Raw genomic sequence first — 26512 nt, 5'->3', positions numbered from 1 at the left:
CCGGAAAACATCATGCCGCTGAACGGCATCATGTAGCTGAAGGCGCGCGAGGTGTTCACCCGCACGGTGCCGGCGAGCAGCTGCTTGTCAGAAGAGCCGACCTGGGGCTGATGCGAGCTTCATCGCGAACCAATGGGCTACGTTCTACGCCGGCGGCTTTGCGCTTAAACTGCCGCTACGGAGGTGTATGATAGATCAGTCGTAAGTGCATTCAACAGCGAACCAAGAAATTGCCGATCAAGCGTCGAAAACTGATGACCGTTAGTCCAATCAAAATGGACAAAGGCGAAGACAGCGTCTTCGCCCATCCCTCGTTCTACGCTGAATTCGCACCGCGCGACGATCAGGCCGCCTTTGTGGACTCGATCTATATCCTGAAAGACCGGGGGCGGCTGACGGAAAGCCGGATATCATTCGCTTCCCCGCTCAAGGAGCTTGCCTTCGTATTCCGGGAAGGCGATTCGGCCGGCAAAGTGGTCTTCAACGAGCCGAGCCTCGATTGCAGAAGAAAAGGAAGGGCGTTCTTCGGTTGGATCGTCGGCGTCAAGTTGAAACCGAATTGGCCGGGAACGCCGAGCGTCCACAATCCGACGATCGTCGCGTGTCGCGATGCGCTGGCGCGAATCGTCCGGGACAGTCCATCGTGCTTTGACATCCTCGACAGCGTGGATCTGATGTTACTCGCGCTCGCGCGGAAGGCCAGGCCCCCCTCGATTCTGGGGTGCGACCCGCTGGATGCGCCGCATGGTCGGGTGAGCGACCTGGCGGGCCATGTCGGTAAATCGGTCCGGACGGTGCAGAGGCGAGTGCGAACGTCGACCGGTTGTCCGCCCAAGCGTTTTCTTGCCGTGCAGCGCTTCCGTCGCTCGGTCTACGAAATCGCGGCCGGAGGCGATGGTCTGTCGGGGATTGCATCTGATCTCGGATTTTCGATCAGGCCCACCTCACCAGAGAGTTTCGGCGACACGCCGGTGTCACGCCCGGGGCGTTCCGGCAGGCGTGGGGCAGGCCCCGTGCGCAGGCTGTCCGATTTCTTCAAGACGCCGAACGATCCTCGCGTCTAGTGATGGCGGTGTGGCCACTCGGGACCACGACCGAGTCCGGTTGAGCAGGTTCGCCTTTCACGCTGGCAGGTCGCGGGCCGTCGCCTCGATCCATCGTCAGACGCGGGCAGCTCAGAATGATCATCGACGCCTGGATGCAGCATCCGAATCCCGCCTGGATCGGGGATCCGATGTTCGAGTCGTTGCGTCGGTGGAGACCCGGCAAATGGTCGGAAACGGCGCCCCCTATCGGAGACACGCTTGCCGAGATGGATCGTGCAGGCGTTTCTATGGGCATGCTCTGTGGCTGGCACGGTCCGGGCGGGCCGATGATCAGTAACGACGAGGTCGCCCAACACTGCCAGGCTCACCCTGACCGCTTCGTCGGAATCGCTTCGGTCGATCTCTTCCGCCCGATGGACGCGGTACGAGAGTTGAGGCTGCGCGTGAAGAGAGACGGCTTCAAGGGACTGCGCGTTCTGCCTTGGGTGTGGGGGCTGCCGCCGGACGATCGCCGGTACTATCCTCTGTTCGCGGAGTGCTGCGAACTCGACATCCCGTTCTGCACGCAGGTCGGACACGCGGGGCCTCTGCGCGAATCCGAACCGGGGCGTCCCATTCCCTATCTCGATCGTGTCGCGCTCGAATTTCCTGAGCTTCGTATTCTCGGCGGCCATATCGGCGTACCGTGGCTCGGCGAGATGTTATCGCTCGTCATGAAGTACCCGAACGTCTTCATCGACACATCGGCCTACAAGGTCAGCCGCTACCCGTCCGATCTCGTCGGGTATATGCGCGGCAACAAAAGGCATCGGGTTCTCTTCGGGTCCAACCATCCCTTCTGGCCCGCAGGTGAGTGCCTCGCCGGTCTCGACGACCTCCAACTCGGCGTCGACGCCCGTTCGGCATTCTTAACCGACAACGCGCGGCGTCTGTTCAAGCTTGCCTGATCTTTCGCAACCATAGGATGACCGATGCCCTGGATCATTGAACGCAAGCACCCGCACGTTGCCGTAGTGACAATGAACACCAACAAGGTCAATGCGCAGAATCCGGCTTTCTTCGCCGACCTACACGCGGCGTTCGATCGCCTGGAATCCGAGTTCGCCGATTGCGCCGTCGTGTTGACCGGATCGGGCGCGGTGTTCACGGCGGGCCTCGACCTCGACCATCATTTCCCGTTGTTCGCGCGCCAATCGATCAAGGAGATCGATGCTTGGTTCGAAGAATATCGCGCGACGAACCTCCGTCTCTTCACGTATCCGAGGCCGACGGTGGCTGCGATCAACGGCCATGCCTATGCAGGTGGATTCATCACCGCGATCGATTGCGATCACCGGATCGCCAGCGAAGGTCCGCTGCAGTTCGCGCTGAACGAGGTACCCATCGGCATCCCGATGCCGGCTATTTACTGTGAGATCATCAAGCATGCGATCGGTCCGCGATCGGCTTGCGAATTGACGCTGTTTGGTCAGGTCTACGATCTCGCCGCGGCGACGCGACTGGGCGTCGTCCAGCAGACGGTCGCGCCGGACAAGCTGCTCTACGCGGCCGTCGCTTGGGCGGCGTTGGTACCGCCGGATTGCTACACGGCCTACGCGTTTTCGAAGCGCGCGCTCCAGGCGACCACGATGACGGCGATCGATGCCGCCGCGCGGCTCGACCGGGACCTGCTGTCGCGCGGCATGTCGGATCTCGGAAGCATCCGCGCCCACACCCGACGCTACAAGGAACTGAAGGGTAGGGACGTCACCTGGCCGCTGCCTGCCTAGGCCGCCAACCAGATGCTTGCATTGCCGAGCACGGGCGGCAGGGTGATGCCGCATGATGACATTCAGGCGCAATTTTGCCGGTTCCGTTGAAACGTGTATCTTTGACCCTGAGCGTTGCCGTTCGTGCGAACGAGGGGGAGCCATGGATATCAACGGAAAAGTCGCATTGGTCACCGGCGGGTCGGGTGGAATTGGAGAGGCGATTACCAAGGCTCTCGCCACCGCCGGTGCGGACGTTGCCGTTTCCTACGTAGCGGAAGCGACGCGCGCGGGTGAATTGGTCGAGGCGCTGCGGATGGCTGGCCGGCGCAGCCAGGCGGTGCAGCTTGATCAGCGGGATCCCCAATCGATCGATGCATGCGTCAAAGCCGTGGCCGGCCATTTTGGCCGGATCGATATTCTGATCAACAACGCCGCGTGGAACGTCGGCATCCCGTTCAAGGAGCTCGACGCGCTAACGCCGGAGATCTGGGATAGGATTCTTGAAACGAATCTTCGCGGACCATTTCTGCTCGCGCGGGGTTTTGCCTCTGAACTTCGGCGGCACAAGGCTGGTCGCATTGTCAATATCGCGTCAATTGCCGGGGTTGCACCAGGTGGCAGCAGTATCGCTTACGCGGTCAGCAAAGCGGCATTGATCCATCTTACGCATTGCCTGGCAGTTACATTGTCGCCCGAAGTGACCGTCAACTGTGTCGCCCCCGGCTTGGTCGAAGGAACGCGCATGGCCGAGCGCGTGCCCGAAGCAATGCGGCAGATGGCGCGCGCCCAGTCAGTGCTTGGACAAACCGGAAGCGTCGATGACATTGCTCAGCTCGTGGTGGCCTATTGCCGAATGGACAGCGTGACGGGACAAACGATTGTCGTGGACGGCGGAAATCCGATGGCTATGCATTAACTTTCCTGGGGTGTTCGGACTGCAACTCGGTTCACCCCCGATGGAGGAGGTGAACCGAAGCGAGACCAAAACACGCCCTCAACGCATCACGAATGGATTGGCCGGCACGTCCGTCGCGGTCGAGATCCAGACGCTCTTGGTTTCCTGATATTCGCGCACCGCGTCGATGCCGCTCTCGCGGCCGACGCCGGAGAACTTCATGCCGCCGAACGGCATCATGTAGCTGATGGCGCGGTAGGTGTTCACCCAGACGGTGCCGGCGCGCAGCTGCTTCGGCACGCGGATGGCGCGCGCGAGATCCTTGGTCCAGATGCCGGCGGCAAGGCCGTAGATCGTGTCGTTGGCGATCCGGATGGCGTCTTCCTCGGTGTCGAACGAGATGATCGACAGCACCGGCCCGAACACCTCCTCGCGCGCGATCCGCATGGTGTTGTCGACATCGGTGAAAATCGTCGGCTCGACGAACTGGCCGCCCTGGATGCCCTCGCCTGTGGCCGGCCTGCCGCCGAGCAGGCAGCGCGCGCCCTCGGCCTTGGCGATATCGATATAGTCGAGCACCTTCTTGTATTGCGCCGGCGTCGTGATCGGGCCGACATTGGTGTCGGATTTCATGGGATCACCGATCTTGGCCGATTTCGCCAGCTCCAGCACGCGCGCGACGAACTTCTCCTTGATCGAGCTCTGCACCAGGAGGCGGGAGCCTGCGATGCAGGTCTGGCCGGTCGCGGCGAAGATGCCGGAGATCGCGCCGGCCGCAGCCGCCGTGAGGTCGGCATCCTCGAACACGATGTTGGGCGACTTGCCGCCGAGTTCGAGCGAGACGCGCTTCAGGCTCTTGGCGGCCGTCTCATAGACTCTTGCGCCGGTCGTATCCGATCCGGTGAAGGTGATTTTTGCGACGCCGGGATGCGAGATCAGCGCGGCGCCGGCCTCGGGCCCGAAGCCGGTCACCACACTGAAGATGCCGTCGGGAATTCCGGCCTCTTTCGTCAGCGCCGCGAACTCCAGCGTGCTGGCCGAGGTGAATTCCGACGGCTTGACCACCACGGCGCAGCCGGCGGCGAGCGCGGCGGCGCATTTCCAGGCGACGAACAGCAGCGGCGAGTTCCATGCGGTGAGTGCCGCGACGACGCCGACCGGTTCATGCGTCGTGTAGGCGAAGGTATCCGCCTTGTCGATCGGCACCAAGCCGCCCTCGAGCTTGTCGACGAGGCCGCCGAAGTACCACCACCATTCCGGATGGTAGCGCAGCTGGCCCAGCATCTCGGCCATCAGCTTGCCGTTGTCGCGCACCTCGATCTCGGCGAGACGTTCCGCGTTCGCAGCGACGAGGTCGCCGAGCTTGCGCATCGCCTTGCCGCGTGCCGACGCCGTCATCTTCGCCCACGGGCCGTTCCACATCGCCTCATTGGCGGCCTTCACCGCCTTGTCGGCGTCGGCGGCCGAGCCGCGCGGGATCTTCGCCCAAGCCTCGCCGCGATAGGGGTCGATGGTGTCGAACCACTCGCCATTGGCGGGGTCGACATACTGGCCATTGATATAGAGCTGATAGGTCTTCATGAGATCCTCCCGCAGGGCGACGGTTCTGGTTGGCGCAACGGTATCACGCATTTCGCGACGCCGTCACAACGCTGCCGCGTGCAAGGGCTGCGCATAGGTTGCAGCCGGGCAGGGGCGTCAACCGCGCGGCGCGGCGAGCTCGGCTGCGATGATCGCGCCGAGCGCCATGTCGCTCTGCTGCCCAAAGCCGTGATGCACGATATTGCCGTCGCGGCCGATCAGGATGCTGGTCGGCGTTCCCTGCATGCCGTAGCGCTGCATGGTGACGGGGATCGGCGTGCCGTCGCCGGCCTTGTCGACGCCGATTGGAAAGGTCAGCCGGTATTCGTGGATGAAGGCCTCCAGCGCGACCTCCGTCATCGCCGCGTGATGCTCGAACACGGTGTGCAGCCCGATCACCTGCAAATCCGAATGCTTGAACAGCTCGAACGCGCGTTGGGTCTGTGGCGTGCCGTGGGCGACGCAGCCGGGGCACAGCATCTGGAAGGCGTGCAGCAGAACCGGGCGGCCGCGCAGCGCCGCCAGGGTCAGGGGGGCGCCGGTGTTGAACTAGCGTGACGCGGCGATTTCCGGTGCTGGAGTCACAGCTTGGTTCCTTGCGCCTGCCACCTCGCGGCAGGTTGGCAAGATCGGCGCGGGTCTGTCAACGATGGCAGGTCAGGACGGGCTCGCCGCAGCCCGGCGTGCGCGGCGCGCGGCACGCCGCCGCTGGTTCCAGAGCCTGGTGCGGTCGAGATAGAGATAGACCACCGGCGTGGTGTAGAGCGTCAGGATCTGGCTCAGGATCAGGCCGCCGAAGATCGCGATGCCGAGCGGCTGGCGCAGCTCGCTGCCTTCGCCGAGGCCGATCATCAACGGCACCGCGCCGAACAAGGCGGCGAGCGTCGTCATCATGATCGGGCGGAACCGCATCAGGCAGGCCTCGTAGATCGCGTCGCGCGACGACAGCCCGCGCTGGCGCTCGGCGTCGAGCGCGAAGTCGATCATCATGATCGCGTTCTTCTTCACGATGCCGACCAGCAAAATCACCCCGATCATGCCGATGATGTCGAAATCGGTGTGCGACAGCATCAGCGCCGCCACCGCGCCGACGCCGGCCGAGGGCAAAGTGGAGAGGATGGTCAGCGGGTGGATGTAGCTCTCGTAGAGCATGCCGAGCGAGATGTAGATCGTCGCCAGCGCCGCGAGAATGAGAAACAGCTCGTTCGCCAGCGCCTGCTGGAAGATCTTCGCGGAGCCGGCGAACCCGCCATTGATGCCCGCCGGCATGCCGAGCGCGTGCATCGCGTTCATCGCGTTCTCGATCGTGGTGGTCGCGGTGCTCAGCGAGGTGCCCGGCGCCAGGTTGAAGGAGATGGTGCTGGCGACAAGGAGATCCTGGTGGTTGACGGCGAGCGGCGTCACGCCGTGCTCGAAGCGGGCGACGCTCGACAGCGGGATCATCGTCTCCGCGCTGGTCGAGACCGCGGTTCCGGTCGAGGCGACGCCCTTGCCGGTGGCGCCGATCGAGTTGGTCGCCTGGTTGCGCACCACATTGGCGGCGACAGAGCTGACCGAGCTCTTCTGCGACGACGAGGCGACCGTTCCGGCCACCGCGTTGGTTGACTGCGTGCCGCTCGCCGATCCGCCCGAGGTCGAGATATAGACCTCCTTCAGGGTCTGCGGATCCTGCGAGAAGCGCGGCGCGACCTCCATGATCACGTGATACTGGTTGCGCGCGACGAAGATGGTCGAGACCTGGCGCTGGCCGAAGGCGTCATACAGCGTGTTGTCGAGCTGGGCGACCGTGATCCCGAGCCGCGAGGCGGCGTCGCGATCGATGATCAGATTGGCCTGCAGCGCCTTGTTCTGCTGGTCGGTGTTGACGTCGGCCAGCGTCGGCTCCTTCTGCAGCGCGGCGACGAGCTTCGGCGTCCACTCGTTCAGCTCCTCGAAGGTCGAGCCCTTCAGCGTGTATTGATACGCCGCGTTGCCCGAACGGCCGCCGGCGCCGAGATCGCCGATCGATTGCAGGAACAAGGTGGCGCCCGCCACCGTCGCGAGCGGCTCGCGCAGCCGCTCGATCACCTTGTCGGCGCGCAGCTTGCGCTGGTCCATCGGCTTCAGCGAGGCGAACACCGTGCCGGTATTGGTGCCGCCGCCGGGGCCCACGCCGCCGCCGCCGGTGAAGCCGACCGCGGTATCGACCGCCGGATCGGTTTTGACGATGTCGATGAACTGCGTCAGCTTCTGCTGCATCAGCTGGAACGAGGTGCTCTGGTCGGCCTGGATCGAGCCGATCAGCAGTCCGGTGTCCTGCTGCGGCACAAACCCCTTGGGCACGACCGTGTAGAGATGGACGTTCAGATAAAGCGTGCAGCCCAGGATCAGCATCACCAAGAGGGGGTGGCGCAAAGCGAGGCCGAGCGTCGCGCGGTAGCCGCTCAGCATCAGCTCGAGGAAGCGCTCGTTGATCCGGTAGATCTGGCCGTGCGGCTGGCCTTGCTCCTTGCGCAGCAGTACGGCGCACATCATCGGCGTCGTCGTCAGCGAGACCACCAGCGAGATCACGATCGCGATCGTGATCGTCATGGCGAATTCGCGGAACAGGCGGCCGACCAGGCCGCCCATCAACAGGATCGGCACGAACACCGCGATCAGCGACACGCTCATCGACAGCACGGTGAAGCCGACCTCGCGGGTGCCGACCAGCGTCGCTTCCAGCCGCGACAGTCCGGCATCCATGTGGCGGGTGATGTTCTCCAGCACCACGATGGCGTCATCGACCACGAAGCCGGTCGCCACCGTCAGCGCCATCAGCGAGAAGATGTCGAGCGTGTAGCCGAGCATGTACATCACGGCGAAGGTCGCAATCAGCGACACCCCGACCGCCACCACCGGCACCAGCGTGGCGCGCGCGTTGCGCAGGAACGCGAACACGACCAGGATCACCAGCGCGACGGCGATCAGGAGCGTGATCTCGACGTCGTGCAGCGAGGCGCGAATCGTCTTCGAGCGGTCCATCGCCAGCGTGATGTCGATCGCGTTCGAGACCGAGGCCTTGAGCTGCGGCATCAGCCCCTTCACACTGTCGACCATCTTGATGATATTGGCGCCCGGCTGCCGGTACACGATCATCACGACCGCCGGCTTGCCGTTGGAAAGGCCAAGCGTGCGGACGTTCTCCACGGAATCGATCACGTCGCCGACGTCGGTCAGGCGCACCGCCGCGCCGTTGCGATAGGCGACGACCAGCGGCCTGTAGTCCGCCGCCTTCCTGGCCTGGTCGTTCGCGTAGACCTGGTAGCGCTGGTCGCCGACGTCGATGCCGCCCTTCGGACTGTGGGCATTGGCGCTACTGAGCGCGGCGCGGACGTCCTCGAGCCCGATGCCGTATTTGAAGAGCGCCGGCGGGATCAACTCGACCCGCACCGCCGGCAGCGAGCCGCCGCCGACCGAGACTTCGCCGACGCCCTCGACCTGCGACAGCTTTTGCGCGAGCACGGTGGAGGCGGCGTCGTACAGCTCGGCCGGGGTCAGCGTATCCGAGGTCAATGTGTAGATCAGGATCGGCGCCGAGGCCGGGTTGAACTTGCGGTAGGTCGGGTTGGCGCGCAGGTTGGTCGGTAAATCGGCGCGCGCCGCGTTGATCGCGGCCTGCACGTCGCGCGCCGCGCCGTTGATGTCGCGCTCGATGTCGAATTGCAGCGTGATGCGTGCCGAGCCGAGCGAAGACGTCGATGTCATCTCGGTGACGCTGGCGATCTGGCCGAGGTGCCGCTCGAGCGGGCTCGCCACGGTGGCAGCGACATCGGCCGGGCTCGCGCCGGGCAAGGTCGCCTGCACCATGATGGTCGGGATGTCGACATCCGGCAGCGGCGACACCGGCAGCTTGAAGAACGCAATGATACCCGCCACGACCAGCCCAAGCGACAGCAGCGTGGTGCCGACCGGCCGGCGGACAAAGGGTGCGGAGAGGTTCATTGCATCAGCGAGCGATGTTTGCGGCTCAGCTTCTATCTGTCCGCGCCGCGATGCAAAAGCCTAAATGTCACAGGGCGCTGCCACACCCCTGCCGTGATTTGCCGGATGCACCGCGCCGCGCGCCGGAAAAGTGCGATCTTGCAACAAGCCGTTTACAAAGCCCGATCGTGCCGCTGACGGGGAGGTATCGCAGCAGCGGCTGCGCGGATGATTTGCGTAGGATGGGTGGAGCGAAGCGATACCCATCACCTCACTGCGCGGATGCAATTGATGGGTATCGCTACGCTCCACCCATCCTACGAGATCGGCCTGATTCATCAATGCTGCCGTCCCACCGCGCCTCAGCGTGGATCAACCCCGCCCGTCGCACGCGCGTCGCGATGCAGCGTCGCGCCCGCATCATGCAGCATCACCGCCAGCTGATGCAGCGGCTGATCGCGAAAGCCCTGCTGCTCGATCGCGGCGACGGTGGAGAGCACGTAGTCGCGGTTGTTGCCGGAGCGACCGTGGCCCTGCTGCACCAGGCGCAGCTGTTCGGCCAGCGACAGCCGCCCGGCATATTGCACATGGCCGCGATCGACCACATAGGCCAGCGCACTGACGCGATCGCGCGCCGCGTTCTCCAGCCACACCGAGCGCATCACCTCGCGATAGACATTGGTGGTCTGCTCGCGCGCCCGCAAATAGGCGATGGTGTCGTGGCGCAGGCGGGCGGCGACGCGGAACGCGATGCCGCGGCAGGCGCCGCCGCGGTCGAGCCCGAGCACAAGGCCGGGCTTCTCCGGCGTGCCGCGGTGGTCAAAGGAATAGACGCAAAGCGCGCGATGCTCGCCGATCAGCCGCGCCGGCACCTGCTCGAGGTACTCGAAGCCCGGCTTCCACATCAGCGAGCCGTAGCCGAACACCCAGAGGTCGCCGTCGGCGGTTTCGGAGTTGAGGGGATTTGCAGCCATTGCACCGATGGGCTAGCAGAACACGCTGCCCAAGCGAAGCAAATTCCGTGATGTTTCCAAGGCTTGCTAAGGGCTTGTTCAGGGCTTGCCGCCGCTTAGATTTTGACAAATTCGCCCGCCAAAGGACGCCGCATGTCCGATTTGACCTTCGCCCCCCGCCGCCGCTCGCGCTTCGGCCTCTATGCCGTCCCCGTCGCGGTCCTGATCGCCGCGGTCGCGTGGAGCGGCTTCTGGTTCTTCGCCGCCTCAGAGGTCGGCGTGCAGGCCGATGCCTGGCGCGCGCAGGAGGCGAAGGCCGGCCGGGTCTATGACTGCGGCAACCGTTCGGTGGCGGGTTACCCGTTCCGCTTCGAGGTCCGCTGCACCGATCCGAGCGTGATGCTGGTGTCGCAGACCGCCTCGCCGCAGATGGCGTTCGTGGCGCGGCTGGCCGAGATCCTGGTGGTGGCGCAGGTCTACGACCCCAAGCGCGTGATCGCCGAGTTCAAGGGACCGGCGACGATCGCCGAGCGCAACGCGCAGCCGACGCTGCAGGTGAACTGGAAGCTGGGGCGCAGCAGCGTGGTCGGCTTGCCGGCGGTGCCGCAGCGCGCCTCGCTGGTGTTTGACGATCTCGCCATCGATCGCATCGGCGGTGTCGCGCCGATCCCGGTGGCGCATGTCAACCACATCGAGCTGCACGGCCGACAGGTCGACGGCTCGGCGCCCGACAATCCCGCGATCGAGACCGTGCTGCAGATATCAGGCGGCACCTTGCAGGAGGTGCATCCGCTGCTCGCCCAGCCGTTCAATGCCGACATCCATGCGCGGCTCAACGGGTTGAAGGATTTCTCGCCAAAGCCCTGGCCGGATCGCTTCCGCGAGATCCAGGCGGCCGGCGGCAGCGTCGAGATCCAGCAGTCGCGGATCGAGCAGGGCGATGTGGTCTCGGTCGCGGCCGGCACGCTGCGCCTGAACGCGCAAGGGTTGATCGAGGGCGAGCTGCAGATGACGGTCGCCGGCCTCGAGCGCGTCATCCCCGCGCTCGGCATCGACAAGATGCTGGAGGAGGGCGTGCCGCAGGCAACGCTGGATCGCGTCGCGCCGGGCGTGAAGAGCCAGGACCTCAGCAATCTGTTCGGCGCGCTGGACCGCGCGATTCCCGGCCTCGGCAAGGTGATCAAGCAGAACGCCAATGCCGGCATCTCCGCGGGCATCAATTCGCTCGGCACCGAGGCTTCGCTCGAAGGCAAGAAGGCGCGCAGCTTCCCGCTGCGCTTCGCCGACGGCGCGGTGTTTGTGGGGCCGCTGAAGGTCGGACAGATTCCGCCGCTGTTCTGAGCGGCCGCATCAAGCGTGATCGCTTTTGGTTGAAGCGGCCAGTCCGCAGACTCGCTTTGCCTCTCTCGCTTGCGGGGGAGGCCGACGCGCGTAGCGCGGCGGGTGGGGGCTCTTTCCACGATGGGATTCGTGGCGATACCCCACCCCCACCCTCCCGCTTGCGGGAGAGGGAGCGCAGCGTCTTCGCGGTCGCTAATCTCATCACTCTCTAATCCCTCGCGGGCGGTATCATCCGTCGCGGCAAAACATTCCCGCGGTCGCGATGAGAAAAACGTGACCGGAATAATGCGGGGCGTCGCGAATATCACTCCCCGAATACCGCTCTCTCTGGCCTGAGGAAACAACCTCGCGTGGGAGATAAGCGATGCGAATTCTCGGGGGAATTCTGCTCGGCAGCATGCTGCTGTCGACTGGTTCTGCGTTTGCGGAAGACGACGCGTCCGAACTGAAGGCGTTGAAAGCGCGCCTCAAGCAGCTCGAACAGAAAATGGAAGCGCAGGCGCGCAAGGAAGACGCGCTGGCCGCAAGAGAGAACACAAGACAGAATATGCAAATGGCGGCGAAGGCGCCGGTGCCGTTCGATCCCTGCGCATCGGGCAAGCTCTGCTACAAGGGCGTCACCTTCACCTTCGGCGGCTGGGTCGATCTCACCGGCATCTACCGCAGCCGCAACCTCGCTTCCGACTCGGGCTCGGTCTACAACTTCATTCCGTTCCCGCAGAGCAAGAACTACAACACCGGCGAGTCGCGCTTCACCGCGCGCCAGACCCGCTTCTCGGTGCTCGCCGAAGCCAATGCGACCGAGACCACTCATATCGCCGGCTTCGGCGAGCTCGATTTCGAGGGTGCGGCGCAGACCGCAAATTCGGTCGCGACCAACTCGTTCAACCCGCGGCTGCGGCAGGCCAGCATCGAGATCGACCGCACCGATCTCGGCCTGCATGTGCTCGCCGGCCAGAGCTGGTCGCTCAATACGCCGAGCAAGGCCGGCATCGATCCGCGTGGCGCCGATACGCCGGGCGTGATCGATTTCGAGCTGGTGCCGGGCTTCCTCGGCGCCCGGCAGCCGGGCGTCCGGGTCTGGCAGGACATCGGCCCCGAATTCAAGCTCGCGGTGTCGGCCGAGAATCGGCAGTCGTCCTTCTTCGGCGGCAACACGCCGCTGGTCGGCACGCCCGCGGTCGGGCCGCAGGGCGTGCTCAATCCGAATCTATTGGTCAATCTCACCGGTCCGGGCGGTAGCTTCTTCAACAGCCTGAACAATGTCAGCCTCAACCACGTTCCTGACATCACCGTGAAGGGCGCGTGGGACCCGCGGCTCGGGCCCTACAAGCTGCATGTCGAGGCATGGGCGTTATATCGCGACTTCTACGATCGCTTCGATTTCGCCAATCATGACGTCAACACGGTGAGCTTCGGTGGCCACCTCTCGGCCGAGATCGTGCCGAAGACGCTGGAAGTGCAGGCCTCGGCGTCCTACGGCGCGCTCGGCCGCTTCACCGCAACGCCATTCCCCGACGCGACGGTGCGCCAGGACGGCTCGATCCAGCCGCTGCCGATCACGGCGTTCCTGGTCGGCTCGGTCTGGCACACGACGCCGTCGCTCGATCTCTACGCCTATGCCGGGCTCGAGAAGACCAAGGCGACGTTCTCCGATGTCGGCACCGTGCCGTTCGGCTACGGCAATCCGCTCTACAACAATCTCGGCTGCAACACCGAGAACTCGCCGGCCGCAACCTGCAACGCGAACACGTCGGAGGTCCGGCAATACACCGCGGGCTTCTACGACACGATCTTCAAGGGCGACTACGGGACCATCAAGGCCGGCGCGCAATATTCCTACACCCAGCGCTTCGCCTTCCAGGGCGTCGGCGGCGCGCCGAAGACCGATGACCACATCGTGATGACGCAAATCCGCTACTACCCGTTCTAGGGCATGACGAGGATACTACGGGTCGAGCAGTGGACTCCGCTTCACCTCGCCCCGCGTGTGGGGAGAGGCGCAGGCCGCCTTCGGCGGCCGTTCTCAAGAACGCCGAAGCGGAGCTTCGGCTACGTTGCATCGGAGATGCAATCCGGGTGAGGGGGAGTCTCCGCAAACGCAGCTATCACCGTATGTGCGGAGACGGCCCCTCACCCCAACCCTCTAAGAGCGAGCTACGCTCGTCTCGACCCCTTAAGAACGGGGAGAGGGAGCGCAGCGAACCGGTCAGAACCGAAGCGCGAGCAAAGGAACACTGCAGATGAGGATCGTGACCAGAAAGGAGCGAGCCGTGCTCGCGCGCGAGTTGATGATGGTCAGCCGCGCCGCGCATGTGATGCAACGAACCGGGCTGGCGATGGCCGGCGCCATGGCCGGCACCTTCGTCGCCGCCCAGCTCTCGAAGGGCCACATCGCGATGTTCAGCACGCTGGCCTTCATCGCGACGACGATCGTGATCGGTGCCGTCGGCTTCTATCTCGGCATCGATATTCCAAAGCTGACGGTGCGCGCGACGGGGCGCATCGACGTCGTCGAGCTTCTGAGCGCGGGCGGCATCTTCTTCGCCGCGCTGGCCGCGCTGGTGTCGGTCTATGGCATCGTCTTCGACGAGATTCCGCCGCGGGCCTGGGAGTTCGTGATCGGCTCGTGGTGGTTTGGCGGCGTCGTCATGCTGGCCACCGCCGGCCTCGTCGGCCGGCAGCGGCTGGCGCAGAAGGTTGCGGCGATGTCGGTGCGGTCGAATCGAGCAGCTTCGTAGGTTTAGCTGCAGGCATAACCCACCGCGCCGGGCGTCGACGTCAAGGGCCGCATTGAGGGCGATGGCCACTGAACGTCGGTCAAATCCCGCCGCTGTTCTGGGCGGAGTCATTAGTCCCTCGCGCGGGATATCGTACGATCGGCGCGGCAGCGCGAGAGGCCGCCGCGCCGATCACAGCGTTGCAGCCACGTTCCGATCGAATAGGAACGGGGCTGCGGCTTGTTGTTTTGAGGCGTTTACGCGAACGGCATCCACCTCGCTCGAAATGCTTAGTGGGTGGCTGGATCGAGATGCTGGCGCAGGGCCTCGTTGATCTGGCCGATCGCGGCTTCGGTAGAAGGCACTTTGCGGATCGCGTTCAGCGACACGAAGTCATGGATCGTGCCGTTGTAGCGAACCGCGGCGACCGCTACGCCGGCATCCTTCAGCTTCCTTGCGTAAGCCTCTCCCTCATCGCGCAGCGGGTCGTTTTCCGCCGTGATGACGAGCGCCGGCGGCAGGTCTCTGAGCCGATCGATGCTGGCGCGTAACGGCGACACATAGGGATTGTCGCGCGTCTTGATGTCGGGAGCGTAGAGATCCCATCCATACTTCATGAACGCGCGTGCCAGGAAACGGCCGGTCCCATACTCGCGATAGGAACCGGTATCCACGCTGGCGTCGGTCGCCGGAATCAGGAGCACTTGCAAGCTGATCTTGGGCCCGCTGCGGTCCTTGCTCATCAGGGCAAGCACGGCGGCCATGTTGCCTCCGACCGAATTGCCGGCGACCGCGATCCGGCTGCCATCAGCACCGAACTCTGCCGCATGCTGCGCGATCCATTGCAGGGCTGCGTAGCTCTCCTCAAGCTGAGTCGGAAACTTGGCCTCCGGCAGCGGCGTGTACTCGACGAATACCCCGATCTGCCCCGTGCCGACGACGAGATCGCGCAGCAGGCGCTGATGGTTCTCGAAATTGCCGACAATCCAGACACCGCCATGAATGAACAGCACGACGCCGGGCCGGGCGCTCGTTTGGACCGGCTTCATGATGTACAGCTTTACGGTCCGGCCATCCTGGTTGATCGTTTGTTCAGACGTCGTGACGCCGGACATATCGACGGCCGTCTGGCGCTGCAGGTCGGAGACAATCTGCTGCGGCTTTGGCTGGGGCAGTTCCCAGAACGGACTGGGGTCCTTGTTGAGCTTGGCGAGGAAGGAACGGATCTGAGGATCGATCCGAGGGTCAGTGGCGGCGTCCGGGGCCGCGTCGGCGGCTTGGGTCATGAGCATTGCTCCGAGGCTTAGGATGGCAAGTGACGAGAAGCGTTTCACGGTCGTTCTCTCAGGAGAGGGGTTGCACGCAGCACCTGGGTATCCCGGAAGGAGGAGCGATCGCTTCTGTCGAATGACCAGTCCGGTGACCGGTCGGTTAGCTCGCGGAAGGGCTGGTCCTGGCAAGAATGTGGCGCAGGCCGGATCGTGAGGTGATGCCGGTCTTCGAGAATATCCGGTGCAGATGGTAGCCGACCGTTCTGTGGGACAAATACAGCCTGGCCCCGATTTCCTTGTTGGAGAGGCCCTCACTGGCGAGTTGCGCGATGTGAAGCTCCTGTGGAGTCAGCGTCTCCCATACCTGCTCGGTCCGCCGGCGGCTGGCTTCCCCTGAAGCACGTAGTTCCTCCCGTGCGCGGTCACTCCAGGGCGAAGCACCGAGTGCGTCGAAGATGTCGCGGGCTTCGCGCAGCGGGGCCCTCGCGTCGGCGGGACGCCGCTGCCGGCGCAGCCAGCCGCCATAGGCGAGAAGAATCCGTCCTCGCAGGAATGGCCATCTCTTCGCAGCCGGCCCGAGACCGCGCAAGAAGGACTGTTCAGCATCCTCAGGTGCCGCAAGTAGCGCGTTGCTGTAGTGGAGCATGGTTTCGACCCAGGGGACCGGCGTCGGGGCCGATCCATGCTCCATCTCGTCGACCACTGCACGGGCCGTTTCGGCGTTGCCAGAGAGCACAGAGGATTCGACGAAATCCGCAAGTCCGAAGAACTGGAGACCGGAATTGAAAGCTGGATCGGCAGGTGCGAACAGACGTCGCAGATGTTGATAGGCCTCCCAGTGCCGGCCTGCGCCGATCGCGGAAATGCCACGCGCGAGCTGCAGCATTGCGAGCAGGAAGCTGGCGCCTATCGATAGGGCAAGGCGCTCCGCCTGCGCCGCATGCGCTTCGGATTGCTCCAGATTGCCTTGCATTCCGGCGAGATGCGCCTTCAGGATCGTGGCCGCCGCGATCCACAAGGTGCCGTCTGTCTCTTCGGCGAGCCGGACCGATTCTTCGGCCTCCCTCGTCGCACTCGTCCAGTCGCCGACTTCCATTTCGGCCCAACCTTGCGCGAACAGCACCCGCGCAAGATCGCCGAGCCGGCCCTGTGCGCGTAGCGCTGCACTGGACCCGGCGAGCAGGCCTGTGCCGAGATCGAATGCGCCGATGACATTCGCCGCGCTTCCCAGGATTCCCGCAACGACTGGATCGCCATCCCTTGTCCTGGACAACTCGTGGAGTTTGACATGCACGTCACCTCCGTGCCGAAGCGGTTCGACATAGGCGGAGATCGCGAGCAGAAGAGGATCCCTCGCCGGCAGCTTCAGCCGGCCTGCCGCAACAAAAACCCTGGTGCGGAGTTCGTCGCTTGCACTGCTCCACCAGCAGCGTTGCGCGGCACGCCAAAGAAGATTGGCTGTCAGACCCGTTGCGCCTGCGGCGTGGGCCCGGGCGGCGAATCCAAGCAGGGCCGGGATCTTTGCGGGATCATCGATCGCCGGAGGTTGGCCGATTTCGCGACACCAGCCGATCCTGGCCGATGTGAGCGGGTCGCTTTCATCGACGTCGGCCTGGCGGAGCAAACGTTCCATGAGATCTGGTTGTCCCAGATCGGCGGCAAGTTCGGCAGCCCGCAGCAGACGGTCGCTCCTGGCTTTCGCCGTACTGCTCAGTCGGGCCGCATTTTCAAGGACCGCGATCGCCATGGCAACTGCGCCCCGCCGCAATGCCCGGGTCGCCATAAGATCGTGTTCGTCCGCCAGTTCGTCGTCCGGTCCGATCGTCGCCGCCGCGCGATGCCATAGCTGGCGATCCAACTGATCCTGAATGGTCCTCGCCAACGCTGCGTGAATTTTTTGACGCGTCGCCAGCTCAGCCGCCTGATGCATCGCGGAGCGAACCAGCGGATGGCGGAAACGTACGTCCGTGGCGTCGACCTCGATCAGTCCGGCGGCGACAGCCGGCGCCAGGGCGTCGACCCCGACCCGCACGCCCAATACCGCCTCTCCGGCATGCAGAACTTCGTACAGCGAAGTTCCGTCATTTTCCGCCGCCACGAACAGCAGGGTTCGGGTCCAATCTGGAAGGTCCGACACGCGGCTCGAGAAGGCGCGTTCCAGACGCTCCGTGAGTGGAAGCCACGGTGCATCGCGCGCTTCCGTTGCCCGCTCGCCGCGGGGCAGTTCGACAAGGGCCAGCGGGTTGCCGGCAGCCTGTTCGAGGAAGCGGCCGCGCAGATCGGCCGACAGGCCCGGTGCGTTGGCGTCCAGCAGGCGCTCGGCATCGACTCGATCAAGTCCGGCAAGATGCAGCCGCAGTGTGGAGGCATCTCCAAACGGACGATTGAAACCATCGCGCATGGCCAGCAGCAGAACGATGGGGTCCGAACTCAGCCTGCGCGAGATGAACGCCAACACCTCGTAGGTTGCCTGATCCAGCCACTGGGCATCGTCGGCAACAAGTAGGATGGGCCCGCGTGTTGCGCGTTCGGTGAGAAGGGACAGCGCCGCCAGCCCCACCAGAAAGAGATCGGACGGACCAGCGTCGTCGTGCATGCCGAAGGCGGCCAGCAGCGCCGACCGTTGCCGAGGAATCAGGCGCGCGGCCTGCTTCATCAGAGGCCGCAATGCCTGCTCGAGCGCTGCGAACGGCAAATGAACTTCGGCCAGGACGCCAGCCATGCTGAGGACCGAAAAGCCGCGCTCACCGGCTCGCTGCCTGGCGATTTCGAGCAGGGTCGATTTCCCGATTCCGGGCTCGCCGCTGACAATGAGCGTCGATCCACCTTGATCGATGCGGTCGATCAACCGATCGATAAGAGCAACGTCCTGCTCGCGGCCTTGTAAGCGTGGGGTTGGAGATCGGGTGGTGGGGGCGAGCGATCCCGTCTGCGGTTGTGTCTTCTTCGTCCGCTTGGCCATCCCGCAACCGTTCCAGACGCCGCACCGGGCCGCATCGATCTAGTCTGTATCGGACCCATCCTATCACGGGTGGAGAGCGGTGCAGGAGCCTTATCGTGCACGATCGCCGACTGGTCGTCTGCCTGTCGGCTGTCGCGTCCGGCCCGACGCGCCCGCTGCGCCAATCTGTCCCGTCGCTGTCGCCGGACGATGCGATAACCTCGCTGAAAATTCAGGGAGAGAATCGCGTTGGTGAAATTCAGTCGCCGTCACGTCATCGCTGCCGGCGCGGCGGCTGCCGCGATGCCCTTGCTGTCGCGCCGGGCGTCGGCGCAGGCGGCGTAGCCGTCGCGGCAGATCCGGATGATCTGCAGCTATCCCGCAGGCGGGCAGACCGACCTCTTGGCGCGCGCTTTCGGCGAATACATCTCGCGGCAGGTCGGGCAGACCGTCGTGATCGAGAACAAGGCCGGTGCCTCGGGATCGATCGGCGCGGCGGAAGTCGCGCGCGCCGCGCCCGACGGCCACACCATCCTCTGCTCGATCTCGGCCACCTATGTGATGAACCGGGCGATGATGAAGAACCCCGGCTATGACATGGACAAGGACCTGACGCTGGTCAGCGTGATCCCGGGCGCCGGGCTGCTGCTGGTCGCGAACCCGAAGCTCGGCGTCAAGACGCTGGCGGACTTCGTCGCCCATGCACGCAGCAGCGGCAAGGTGAATTTCGGCACCTACAGCGCGGGCTCGGCGCCGCACATGACGATCAACGAGCTCAACAAGCAATACGGCCTCACCATCGAGCCGATCCATTATCGCGGCGAGGCGCCGATGTGGACCGGGCTCGCGGAAGGCACGCTCGATGTCGCGATGGGCAGCTACACCGCCGCGCTCCGCGCTGCAAAGCGGCCGCGGCACAGTGTTCGCGGTGCACTCCAAGAAGGTCGCCGCGATCCCGGATATCAAGACGCTGCCCGAACAGGGCGCGACGTCGAAATTCTTCACCTTGAGCGGCTTCTCGGGCTGGGCGGTGCCGAAGGCGACGCCGCAGCCGATCGTCGACCGGCTGTCCGAGCTCTGCGTCGCCGCCAACGACGATGCCAAGGTGAAGGAGGTTCTCAACACCTTCGTGCTGGAGCCCGCGATCGGCTTCAAGGACAGCAACGCGCTGTATCAGCGCGAATTGCCGGGCTGGATGGAGGCCGCCCAGTCGCTCGGCCTGCCGCCGGCGTAGGACGTGGACTCGTAAATTGGTCGCGTCCGCTTCCTCTCCAACAACGGACATTCAAAGAGACACGGTCAACGCCCGGATCGCTTCCGACCAATCAACCCAACGCTTGCCGGCTTATGTTGATTGGCGGAATCATCCTAGGGCTGGCCATCCGGCCAATTATATTCCGCTGCGATACTTTGCATGAGCTCGCTGGCCAGTTCTCCACCGCGAGCCCCGTTCGTCATGATAACGGCGCCATCACCATTTTCGAACACGATCATAGAACTGACGAATCCATCATTGACGCCCCTATGCTGAAATTGTCGATGCGGCGAGACTCCGCGAACAATCAGACCCAGTCCATAATCGCCAAGACCCGGTGTGAGCATTTGAAGGGTCGGGGCCTGAGACAACACGGATGTGTCGCGGCCGGTCCATGCGTCCAGCACACCCAGCGCAAAGTGCGCGACGTCGGTAGGGGTCGTCCACAATCCCGCGGCAGCCAATTCCGGATAGGTATGGGGACCTCCCGGTACCGGCGCTCCGCTCGCTCGATAGGGTGTTGCGGCATTTTGAGCGACATTTTTGGGCAGCGGCTGGAGGAAACTGCTGTGGGTCATTCCGAACGGCTTGAGGACAACTTCTTCAAGCAGTTCTGGAAACGCCTTGTCAGTTACGTCGATGAGCAATTGCTGCACTATAGTATAGCCGCCGCTAGAATACGCGAACCTGGCGCCGGGCTCGTGATCGACAATGACAGGCGCGGTGTTTGCAGGAGCGCATAGTGCAAACCAATCATGCGCTGACAGCTCGAACCGGGCTAGGGCACGACACCACAGCGGCGCGCCGTTGAGAACCTCGGCGAGTGACGGAACGGGTGCATCTGCAGGATATCCCGGAAAATAGGGAACGGTTATACCAGCCGAATGATTCAGCAGGCTTCGAAGTGTAACCCTTGATTGATCGGTGAACGAGTTAACAGGAATTCTCCAGGTCTTAAGGGCTAAATTGACGTCGCCATCGAGATCGAGTTTCCCGGCCTGAACCAATGCGAGCGCCGCTACAGCGGTAACCGGTTTGCTGATTGAGGCCGCTTGGAACAACGTTTCAGGCGTTACAGGCGGACCACCGATGGTGGCGGCCCCGAACCCGCGGGCCTGGATTGCGCCGCCATGAATCACGGCGATGCTGACGCCAGGAACGTGCAGTTCGTTCATCCGATCAGCAAGCCTCATCGGACGACCGCTGGCGTCGGCGATAGCAGGCCTTAGGGCATTCACGATGCGCTGGATACGATGCTCAAAATCGCTGCTGCTGCCTGAGGCCGCATTGTCCTGAGCACGTGAAATCGGGAGGGCAACGAGGCTTCCTATGAACGCGAGCAAGGCTCGACGGCTGATATTGAGGACCGTCGACTTGGCGTTTCGCGAGCAGACGACAAATTGAGACATGAAATAGTTTTACCATAAGGGGCCACTTTCGGCAGGGGTCAACACGAGCTTCGGCGGTGACTGGCGCCAAGTCCGCCTCGTGGCAAAAGCCGACGATTGCGGGAGAGCGAGACGACTTTCCGCCTCGCCCTCGGGCGCCGATGTTTATGAGGACAGGTCCCGGATCGTGCCATGACGGCGCGATCTGGCTGCGACAAAACAACCCGACGGGCAACTCAGCAAAACCTGTCAATGCTCGCGCGCTGAAAATATTTCGCGTTATCAGAAAAACAACTCGGTGTATGGTTCGCCCGTCTCACCCGATCGAGGGGCGCTGCGCATCGTCACGGGTGTTGCGGTGAGATGCGGTGGACGGCGAGCGCGCAGTCGACGAATGCGTGTGAAGCGGACGGTGAAGTCGTGTGGTTCTGACGCCCTAGTTGTGGAGCCTCAAGAGGTTATTCCCGGTTAATCCGAGCCGGCTGATAGGTGGCTTTGAGCCGATACTGCCATGAGGACGATGCCAATTGTAGCGGTGAAGCCATCGTGGCAGCTCGGCAGCTCGTTCTGTAGAGGTGTTGTAGGCCTGCGCGTAGGCCCATTCTCGTAGGCTGGTTTGAATGAAGCGTTCGGCCTTGCCATTGGTTTTTGGGCGTATAGGGCTTGGTGCGGATATGCTTGAGGCCGAGGCGCTTGCACGCCCTTCGGAAGGCGAAGGATTTGTAGCACGCGCCATTGTCGGTCATGACGCGCTCTACCTTCACGCCCAGGCTGACGTAATAGGCCACGGCGGCCTTGAGAAAAGCGACGGCACAGCCCTTTCGCTCGTTCTTCTTGACCTGGCTGAAGGCGATCCGCGACGCATCGTCGATGCAGACATGTACGTATTCCCAACCTGGTCCGTGACCGCGAGAACGCAGATTGCTCGATCCATGTCGATCGCCGGTGATCCGGTGGCCGATCCGATTGAACTTGCCGAGCTTTTTGATGTCGATGTGGATCAGTTCGCCGGCACGTTCGCGCTCATAGCGCCGGATCGGCTCGGCCGGCTCCAGTGCAGCCAGCCTGTTCAGACCGAGCCGGCGCAGGATGCGGCTGACGGTTGCTGCTGAGACCCCGACTTCGAGCGCGATCTGCTTGCCGGTGTGGCGCTGCCGGCGGAACGTCTCGACAGCGGCGCATGTGGCTGCAGGGGTTTGGCTTGGCGATGAAAGAGGCCGTGAGGAACGATCCTGCAAACCATCGACGCCTTCTACGCGGAAGCGCCTGACCCATTTGGCGACCGTCTTTGCCGTGACATTGAATTGGAGTGCAGCTGCGGCCTTCGTCAGGCCGCCCTCGATCACACTCCGCACCATCGCCTCTCGACCTTTTGGCGTCAGAGGCGCATTCTTGTGGATGTTCATCTGGTCTCTCCGGGGAACACTGAAGCTTCGCAACCTCAGCTTCCTCGGTTCAGACCAGATGGACAACCTCCTGAAAGCTCACACCTAGTGGTAGGTGTCTTTTCACAAAACGCTATCGCGTCTTGTGAAGGCGGTGACAAAAAAGCCAAGTCTCGCCGGGGAGAGCACGAAGTAAGCCGTAACCCATCGCGCAGGGAAAGCCGGGATGTTCCCGGTTACACCTGTGGTCCTACCTCCCGCGTTTTTTACTACGCGGGACCCATGGGTGCGATCGGCACCCGGCTTTCCCTGCGCCCTCTGTTTGAGGAGAGGGCGGAACGAAGAGCAAAGCTCGGGCAGGTAATGTCGCGGGACTGCGAAGCTGCGTCCTCATTCTCATCTGTCATCGCCCGGCTCGCCGCCTTCGCTAAAGCTTCGGCGTGCCAGGGATTCGTGGCCTCGTCGAAGCCTTGGCGTAGACGGGACCGGGCGATCCAGTACGCCGCGGCCTATCGTTTCAATCGCTGGCGTCTCTGGAATACTGGATCACCCGCATGCGCGGGTGATGACACCGAACAGGCTGTTTGACAGATTGAGTCGAGAACCATCCTCATGGTCGTCCTGGCGAAAGCCAGGACCCATTACCCCAAATCTGAATTGTTGCGCGACGCTGGGGCCACGATCCCTTTTATCACCGAATGCGGTGGTATGGGTCCTGGCTTTCGCCAGGACGACGAAGTGGAGAAAGCGGTTCGCGTGATTCTACTTCTTCAAATTCGCATGCGGCCGACCGAAATCCGGCGCCGCGGAATCCTGGCCGGTCTCGACGATGCCGCGGCGGATGGCGCGGGTGCGGGTGAAGTGGTCGAACAGCGCTTCGCCGTCGCCGCGCCGGATCGCGCGGGTCAGCTTCGACAGGTCCTCGGTGAAGGTGCCGAGCATTTCCAGCACGGCGTCCTTGTTGGCGAGGAACACGTCGCGCCACATCGTCGGGTCCGACGCCGCGATGCGGGTGAAGTCGCGGAAACCGCCGGCGGAGAATTTGATCACCTCGGATTCCGTCACCTGCGCCAGCTCGTCGGCGGTGCCGACGATGGTGTAGGCGATCAGATGCGGCAGATGGCTGGTGATCGCGAGCACCAGGTCATGATGATCCGGCGTCATGATCTCGACCTTGGCACCGAGCGCGGCCCAGAACGCGCGCAGCCGGTTGGTCGCGGCGGGATCGGTGCCTTCGGGCGGCGTCAGGATGCACCAGCGGTTGATGAAGAGCTCGGCGAAGCCGGAATCCGGTCCCGAATGCTCGGTGCCGGCCACTGGATGCGCGGGCACGAAGTGCACGCCGTCAGGCAGATGCGGCGCCATGTCCTTGACGACGGCGCCCTTCACCGAGCCGACGTCGGAGATGATGGCGCTGGGCTTGAGATGGCCAGCGATCTCGGCCGCGACCGGACCGCAGGCGCCGACCGGGATGCAGAGGATGACGAGGTCGGCATCCTTGACCGCCTCGATATTGGTCTCGACGACGCGATCGACGATGCCGAGCTCGGCGACGCGCGCGCGCGTCTTCTCCGAACGTGCGGTGGTCACGATCTCGCCAACCAGCCCTTGCGCGCGGGCGCCGCGCGCGATCGAGCCGCCGATCAGGCCGAAGCCGATCAGCGCAATGCGGTTGAAGAGCGGAGCTGTGGTCACGATGTCACTTTCCGGCCAGGAAGTCGCGCAGCCCCTTGACCACGAGGCGGTTGGCTTCCTCGGTGCCAATGGTCATGCGCAGCGCATGCGGCAGCTTGTAATTGTTGAGCGCGCGCAGCACGAGGCCGCGCCGCGTGAGAAAGGCGTCGGCTTCCGCCGCGGTCCTGCCCTTGTCGGTCGGGAAATGGATCAGCACGAAATTGGCGACGCTCGGCGTCACCTTCAATCCGAGCTTGCCGATCTCCTCGGTCAGCCAGTTGCGCCACTGCTCGGTGTGGGTCCGCGACATCTGCACATGCGCCGAGTCCTCGATCGCCGCCACCGCCGCCAGCATCGCCGGCGTCGTGACGTTGAACGGACCGCGGATGCGGTTGCAGGCATCGACGATATGCGCCGGGCCGAACATCCAGCCGATCCGCAGCGCGGCAAGGCCGTGGATCTTCGAGAAGGTGTGCGTCACCACCGTATTGTCCGTCGTCGCGACCAGCTCGATGCCGAGCTCGTAATCGTTGCGCGAGACGTAGTCGGCATAGGCGGCGTCGATCACCAGCAGCACATGCGACGGCAGCGCGGCGCGCAGGCGCTTGACCTCGTCGAACGGGATATAGGTGCCGGTCGGATTGTTCGGGTTGGCAAGCCAGACCAGTTTTGTGCGCGGCGTCACCACCTTGAGAATGGCGTCGACATCGGCCGTGAAGTTGGTCTCGGCCGCGATCACGTTCCTGGCGCCGTTCGCCATGGTGGCGATCGGGTAGACCAGGAAGCCATGGGTGGTCGAGATCGCCTCGTCGCCGGGTGCGAGATAGGTGTGCGCCAGCAGATTGAGGATCTCGTCGGAGCCGGCGCCGCAGATGATGCGGTCAGGATCGAGGCCATAGGCGCGGCCGATCGCCTCGCGCAGCACGCGCGAGGTGCCCTCTGGATAGTCCTCGAGATGGTCGGCCGCCTTCTTGTAGGCCGCGATCGCCTTCGGCGACGGCCCGAACGGCGTCTCGTTGGCGGACAGCTTGAACACCTTGCGGCCCGGTTCCGGCACCGGGCTCCTGCCGGGCGTGTAGGGCGCAATATCGAGAATGCCGGGGTTCGGCACGGGGCGGGACATTATCAACTCCGAACAGAGCGTTTTCCAGCGAAGTGGATACCGGTTCGCGTAAAGAAAACGCGTCAAAACAAGAATCTAGACGGGCGGCTAGCTTTTGGCCGACCCGTTAGAGGGCACCGTATAGCGCGTTGCGTGGCTGCCGACGAGGGCCGAAGAGCGGACCGAGGCGCCGGCCTCGATCAGCGCGAACTTGATCTTCTCGAAGCCCTTGTTCTTAAGGTCTTGCCCCGCGACCGAGACCAGCAAGGCCGCGCCGTCGAAGGCGGTGTCGGGGACCGCGACGATCTCGGCGAGCGGGGCCAGGGCGCGTGCGACATCGGCGTTCCAGCCGGAGACGCGCACGCTCCACATCTCGACCTCGGTCACCATGGCGTCGTCGGCGACCCGCGAGATCACGAACACCGGCAGCGCGGCGGGATGGTCGGCGCGTTCCAGGAACGGCAGCCGCGCGATGATCTTCGGCGCGCCATCGGCTTCCAGCGCATTCCACCACGGCGTGCGGCTGGCGATCGCGGAGACCAGCGCGAGGTCGCCCTTCGATTTCGCGACCGCCTCGACCGCGGCCTGCGCGCTGAAATGCGAGACGTAGGGCACCACGAAGCCGAAGTGAAACCGTGCCGAGTCGCGCATCGCGGACTCACCGACCGAAACATCGGCATGCACCGCGAACGGCGCCTGCACATAAGTGAACGTCGAGATGATGACGCGCCAGATGCTCTCGATGGTGTCGAGCGGCAGGATGCCGCGATGGCGCTGCACCAGCTCCCGCATCATGCTGGCCTCGCGCGCCGGGCGGAACGCCGAGCCGACCTCCTGGGTCTTCTTGACCTGGATCAGGCGGTCGATGATGTCGCCGCGCGCCATCAACAGGCGGTGAACCTGCTCGTCGATCGCATCGATCTCCTTGCGCAGCTCCTGCAGCGAGGGCGGCGACGGGGGTGGCTTGGACATGCTCTAAAACCTTGTTGTCCGCCCGGCCCGATGCCGCGTCAGACAGGGTCCCTGATTAGAAAAGACAGCCACCGAAAGCAAAGAGAAACGTCGCAGGCGTGCCTTGCGCATTCGGTTAACCAATCGGCCGGCGATCTGGCTGCCTTGACGGCGGGGCACCCGGGGACTACGTTCCTTGCGTCCCGTGGTCATTTGAGCCGGCCGGCTTGCAGCCACGTTAAACAACTCGCTAAACAGGCCGGGGACCTTATCAGCTCCCGGCCGAACCTTTGTTCAGGCCGGGTTTTTTATTGGC

17 protein-coding genes, 2 pseudogenes and 1 riboswitch are annotated in these 26512 nt (G+C 64.0%); of the genes and pseudogenes, 8 read left to right on the top strand and 11 right to left on the bottom strand.

Annotation, left to right across the window (positions count from 1 at the left end; all coding sequences use genetic code 11):
- The first annotated feature begins 230 nt into the window (after positions 1–230).
- The 4 genes from K359_RS63255 (at position 231) to K359_RS0112895 (ending at position 3713) form a co-directional block, all read left to right on the top strand.
- Positions 231–1064: an AraC family transcriptional regulator gene (locus K359_RS63255; protein ID WP_198031145.1), complete on the top strand. Its 834-nt coding sequence runs from the start codon at positions 231–233 to the stop codon at positions 1062–1064.
- Positions 1065–1180: 116 nt separating this feature from the next.
- Positions 1181–1993 carry an amidohydrolase family protein gene (locus K359_RS0112905; RefSeq protein ID WP_035976517.1) on the top strand — a complete coding sequence of 271 codons (813 nt, stop codon included), beginning with the start codon at positions 1181–1183 and terminating at the stop codon, positions 1991–1993.
- Between the two features lie 24 nt (positions 1994–2017).
- Positions 2018–2815 carry an enoyl-CoA hydratase/isomerase family protein gene (locus tag K359_RS0112900; protein WP_029079722.1) on the top strand — a complete coding sequence of 266 codons (798 nt, stop codon included), beginning with the start codon at positions 2018–2020 and terminating at the stop codon, positions 2813–2815.
- Positions 2816–2867: 52 nt separating this feature from the next.
- A complete protein-coding gene (locus K359_RS0112895; RefSeq protein ID WP_084518375.1) occupies positions 2868–3713 on the top strand; it encodes an SDR family NAD(P)-dependent oxidoreductase in 846 nt (281 codons plus the stop codon).
- Between the two features lie 78 nt (positions 3714–3791).
- On the opposite strand, the gene K359_RS0112890 is transcribed toward K359_RS0112895, so the two are convergent.
- From K359_RS0112890 to K359_RS0112875, 4 genes are all read right to left on the bottom strand, one after another.
- Positions 3792–5273, bottom strand: a complete 1482-nt coding sequence (locus K359_RS0112890) for an aldehyde dehydrogenase (RefSeq protein ID WP_029079720.1) — start codon at positions 5271–5273, stop codon at positions 3792–3794.
- A 117-nt stretch (positions 5274–5390) separates the two neighbouring features.
- Positions 5391–5804 carry a peroxiredoxin gene (locus K359_RS51810; protein WP_156928472.1) on the bottom strand — a complete coding sequence of 138 codons (414 nt, stop codon included), beginning with the start codon at positions 5802–5804 and terminating at the stop codon, positions 5391–5393.
- Between the two features lie 126 nt (positions 5805–5930).
- Complete coding sequence (locus K359_RS0112880; RefSeq protein ID WP_029079719.1) at positions 5931–9236, bottom strand: efflux RND transporter permease subunit; 3306 nt, start codon at positions 9234–9236, stop codon at positions 5931–5933.
- Between the two features lie 341 nt (positions 9237–9577).
- Positions 9578–10189: a gamma-glutamylcyclotransferase gene (locus K359_RS0112875; protein ID WP_029079718.1), complete on the bottom strand. Its 612-nt coding sequence runs from the start codon at positions 10187–10189 to the stop codon at positions 9578–9580.
- A gap of 132 nt (positions 10190–10321) precedes the next feature.
- On the opposite strand from K359_RS0112875, the gene K359_RS0112870 reads away from it, so the two are divergent.
- The 3 genes from K359_RS0112870 (at position 10322) to K359_RS0112860 (ending at position 14250) form a co-directional block, all read left to right on the top strand.
- The gene (locus K359_RS0112870) at positions 10322–11509 is read left to right on the top strand and encodes a DUF2125 domain-containing protein (RefSeq protein ID WP_029079717.1); all 1188 of its coding nucleotides are present in this window, start codon (positions 10322–10324) and stop codon (positions 11507–11509) included.
- Between the two features lie 364 nt (positions 11510–11873).
- Positions 11874–13442, top strand: coding sequence for a hypothetical protein (locus K359_RS0112865; RefSeq protein WP_245284589.1), 1569 nt, complete (start codon positions 11874–11876; stop codon positions 13440–13442).
- 310 nt (positions 13443–13752) lie between these two features.
- On the top strand, positions 13753–14250 hold the full coding sequence (locus K359_RS0112860) for a hypothetical protein (protein WP_029079715.1): 498 nt from the start codon (positions 13753–13755) through the stop codon (positions 14248–14250).
- 269 nt (positions 14251–14519) lie between these two features.
- Here the strand turns inward: K359_RS0112860 and K359_RS0112855 are convergent, their stop codons facing one another.
- Together K359_RS0112855 and K359_RS0112850 are read right to left on the bottom strand one after the other, a co-directional pair.
- Complete coding sequence (locus tag K359_RS0112855) at positions 14520–15515, bottom strand: alpha/beta hydrolase (RefSeq protein ID WP_245284588.1); 996 nt, start codon at positions 15513–15515, stop codon at positions 14520–14522.
- Positions 15516–15660: 145 nt separating this feature from the next.
- A complete protein-coding gene (locus K359_RS0112850; RefSeq protein WP_029079713.1) occupies positions 15661–18462 on the bottom strand; it encodes an AAA family ATPase in 2802 nt (933 codons plus the stop codon).
- 282 nt (positions 18463–18744) lie between these two features.
- On the opposite strand from K359_RS0112850, the pseudogene K359_RS51805 reads away from it, so the two are divergent.
- A pseudogene (locus tag K359_RS51805) lies at positions 18745–19675 on the top strand (Bug family tripartite tricarboxylate transporter substrate binding protein).
- Between the two features lie 134 nt (positions 19676–19809).
- Here the strand turns inward: K359_RS51805 and K359_RS58765 are convergent.
- The 5 genes and pseudogenes from K359_RS58765 to K359_RS0112815 all read right to left on the bottom strand — a co-directional run bounded on the left by K359_RS58765 (position 19810) and on the right by K359_RS0112815 (position 26217).
- Positions 19810–21105, bottom strand: coding sequence for a serine hydrolase (locus tag K359_RS58765; protein ID WP_084518373.1), 1296 nt, complete (start codon positions 21103–21105; stop codon positions 19810–19812).
- A gap of 415 nt (positions 21106–21520) precedes the next feature.
- A pseudogene (locus K359_RS51800) lies at positions 21521–22490 on the bottom strand (IS481 family transposase).
- A 741-nt stretch (positions 22491–23231) separates the two neighbouring features.
- Positions 23232–24164 (bottom strand): prephenate/arogenate dehydrogenase family protein, encoded by a 933-nt coding sequence (locus K359_RS0112825; protein WP_029079711.1) that lies wholly within the window; start codon positions 24162–24164, stop codon positions 23232–23234.
- A gap of 4 nt (positions 24165–24168) precedes the next feature.
- Positions 24169–25266, bottom strand: coding sequence for a histidinol-phosphate transaminase (gene hisC, locus K359_RS0112820; protein ID WP_029079710.1), 1098 nt, complete (start codon positions 25264–25266; stop codon positions 24169–24171).
- Positions 25267–25353: 87 nt separating this feature from the next.
- Positions 25354–26217 carry a chorismate mutase gene (locus K359_RS0112815; protein ID WP_029079709.1) on the bottom strand — a complete coding sequence of 288 codons (864 nt, stop codon included), beginning with the start codon at positions 26215–26217 and terminating at the stop codon, positions 25354–25356.
- A 174-nt stretch (positions 26218–26391) separates the two neighbouring features.
- A riboswitch (SAM riboswitch) is annotated at positions 26392–26471 on the top strand.
- The last annotated feature ends 41 nt before the right edge of the window (positions 26472–26512 follow it).

This window comes from Bradyrhizobium sp. th-b2, from assembly GCF_000426785.1.
In the GTDB taxonomy this organism is placed as follows: Bacteria; Pseudomonadota; Alphaproteobacteria; order Rhizobiales; family Xanthobacteraceae; genus Bradyrhizobium; species Bradyrhizobium septentrionale.
This window is presented reverse-complemented; position numbering and strand designations above follow the sequence as displayed.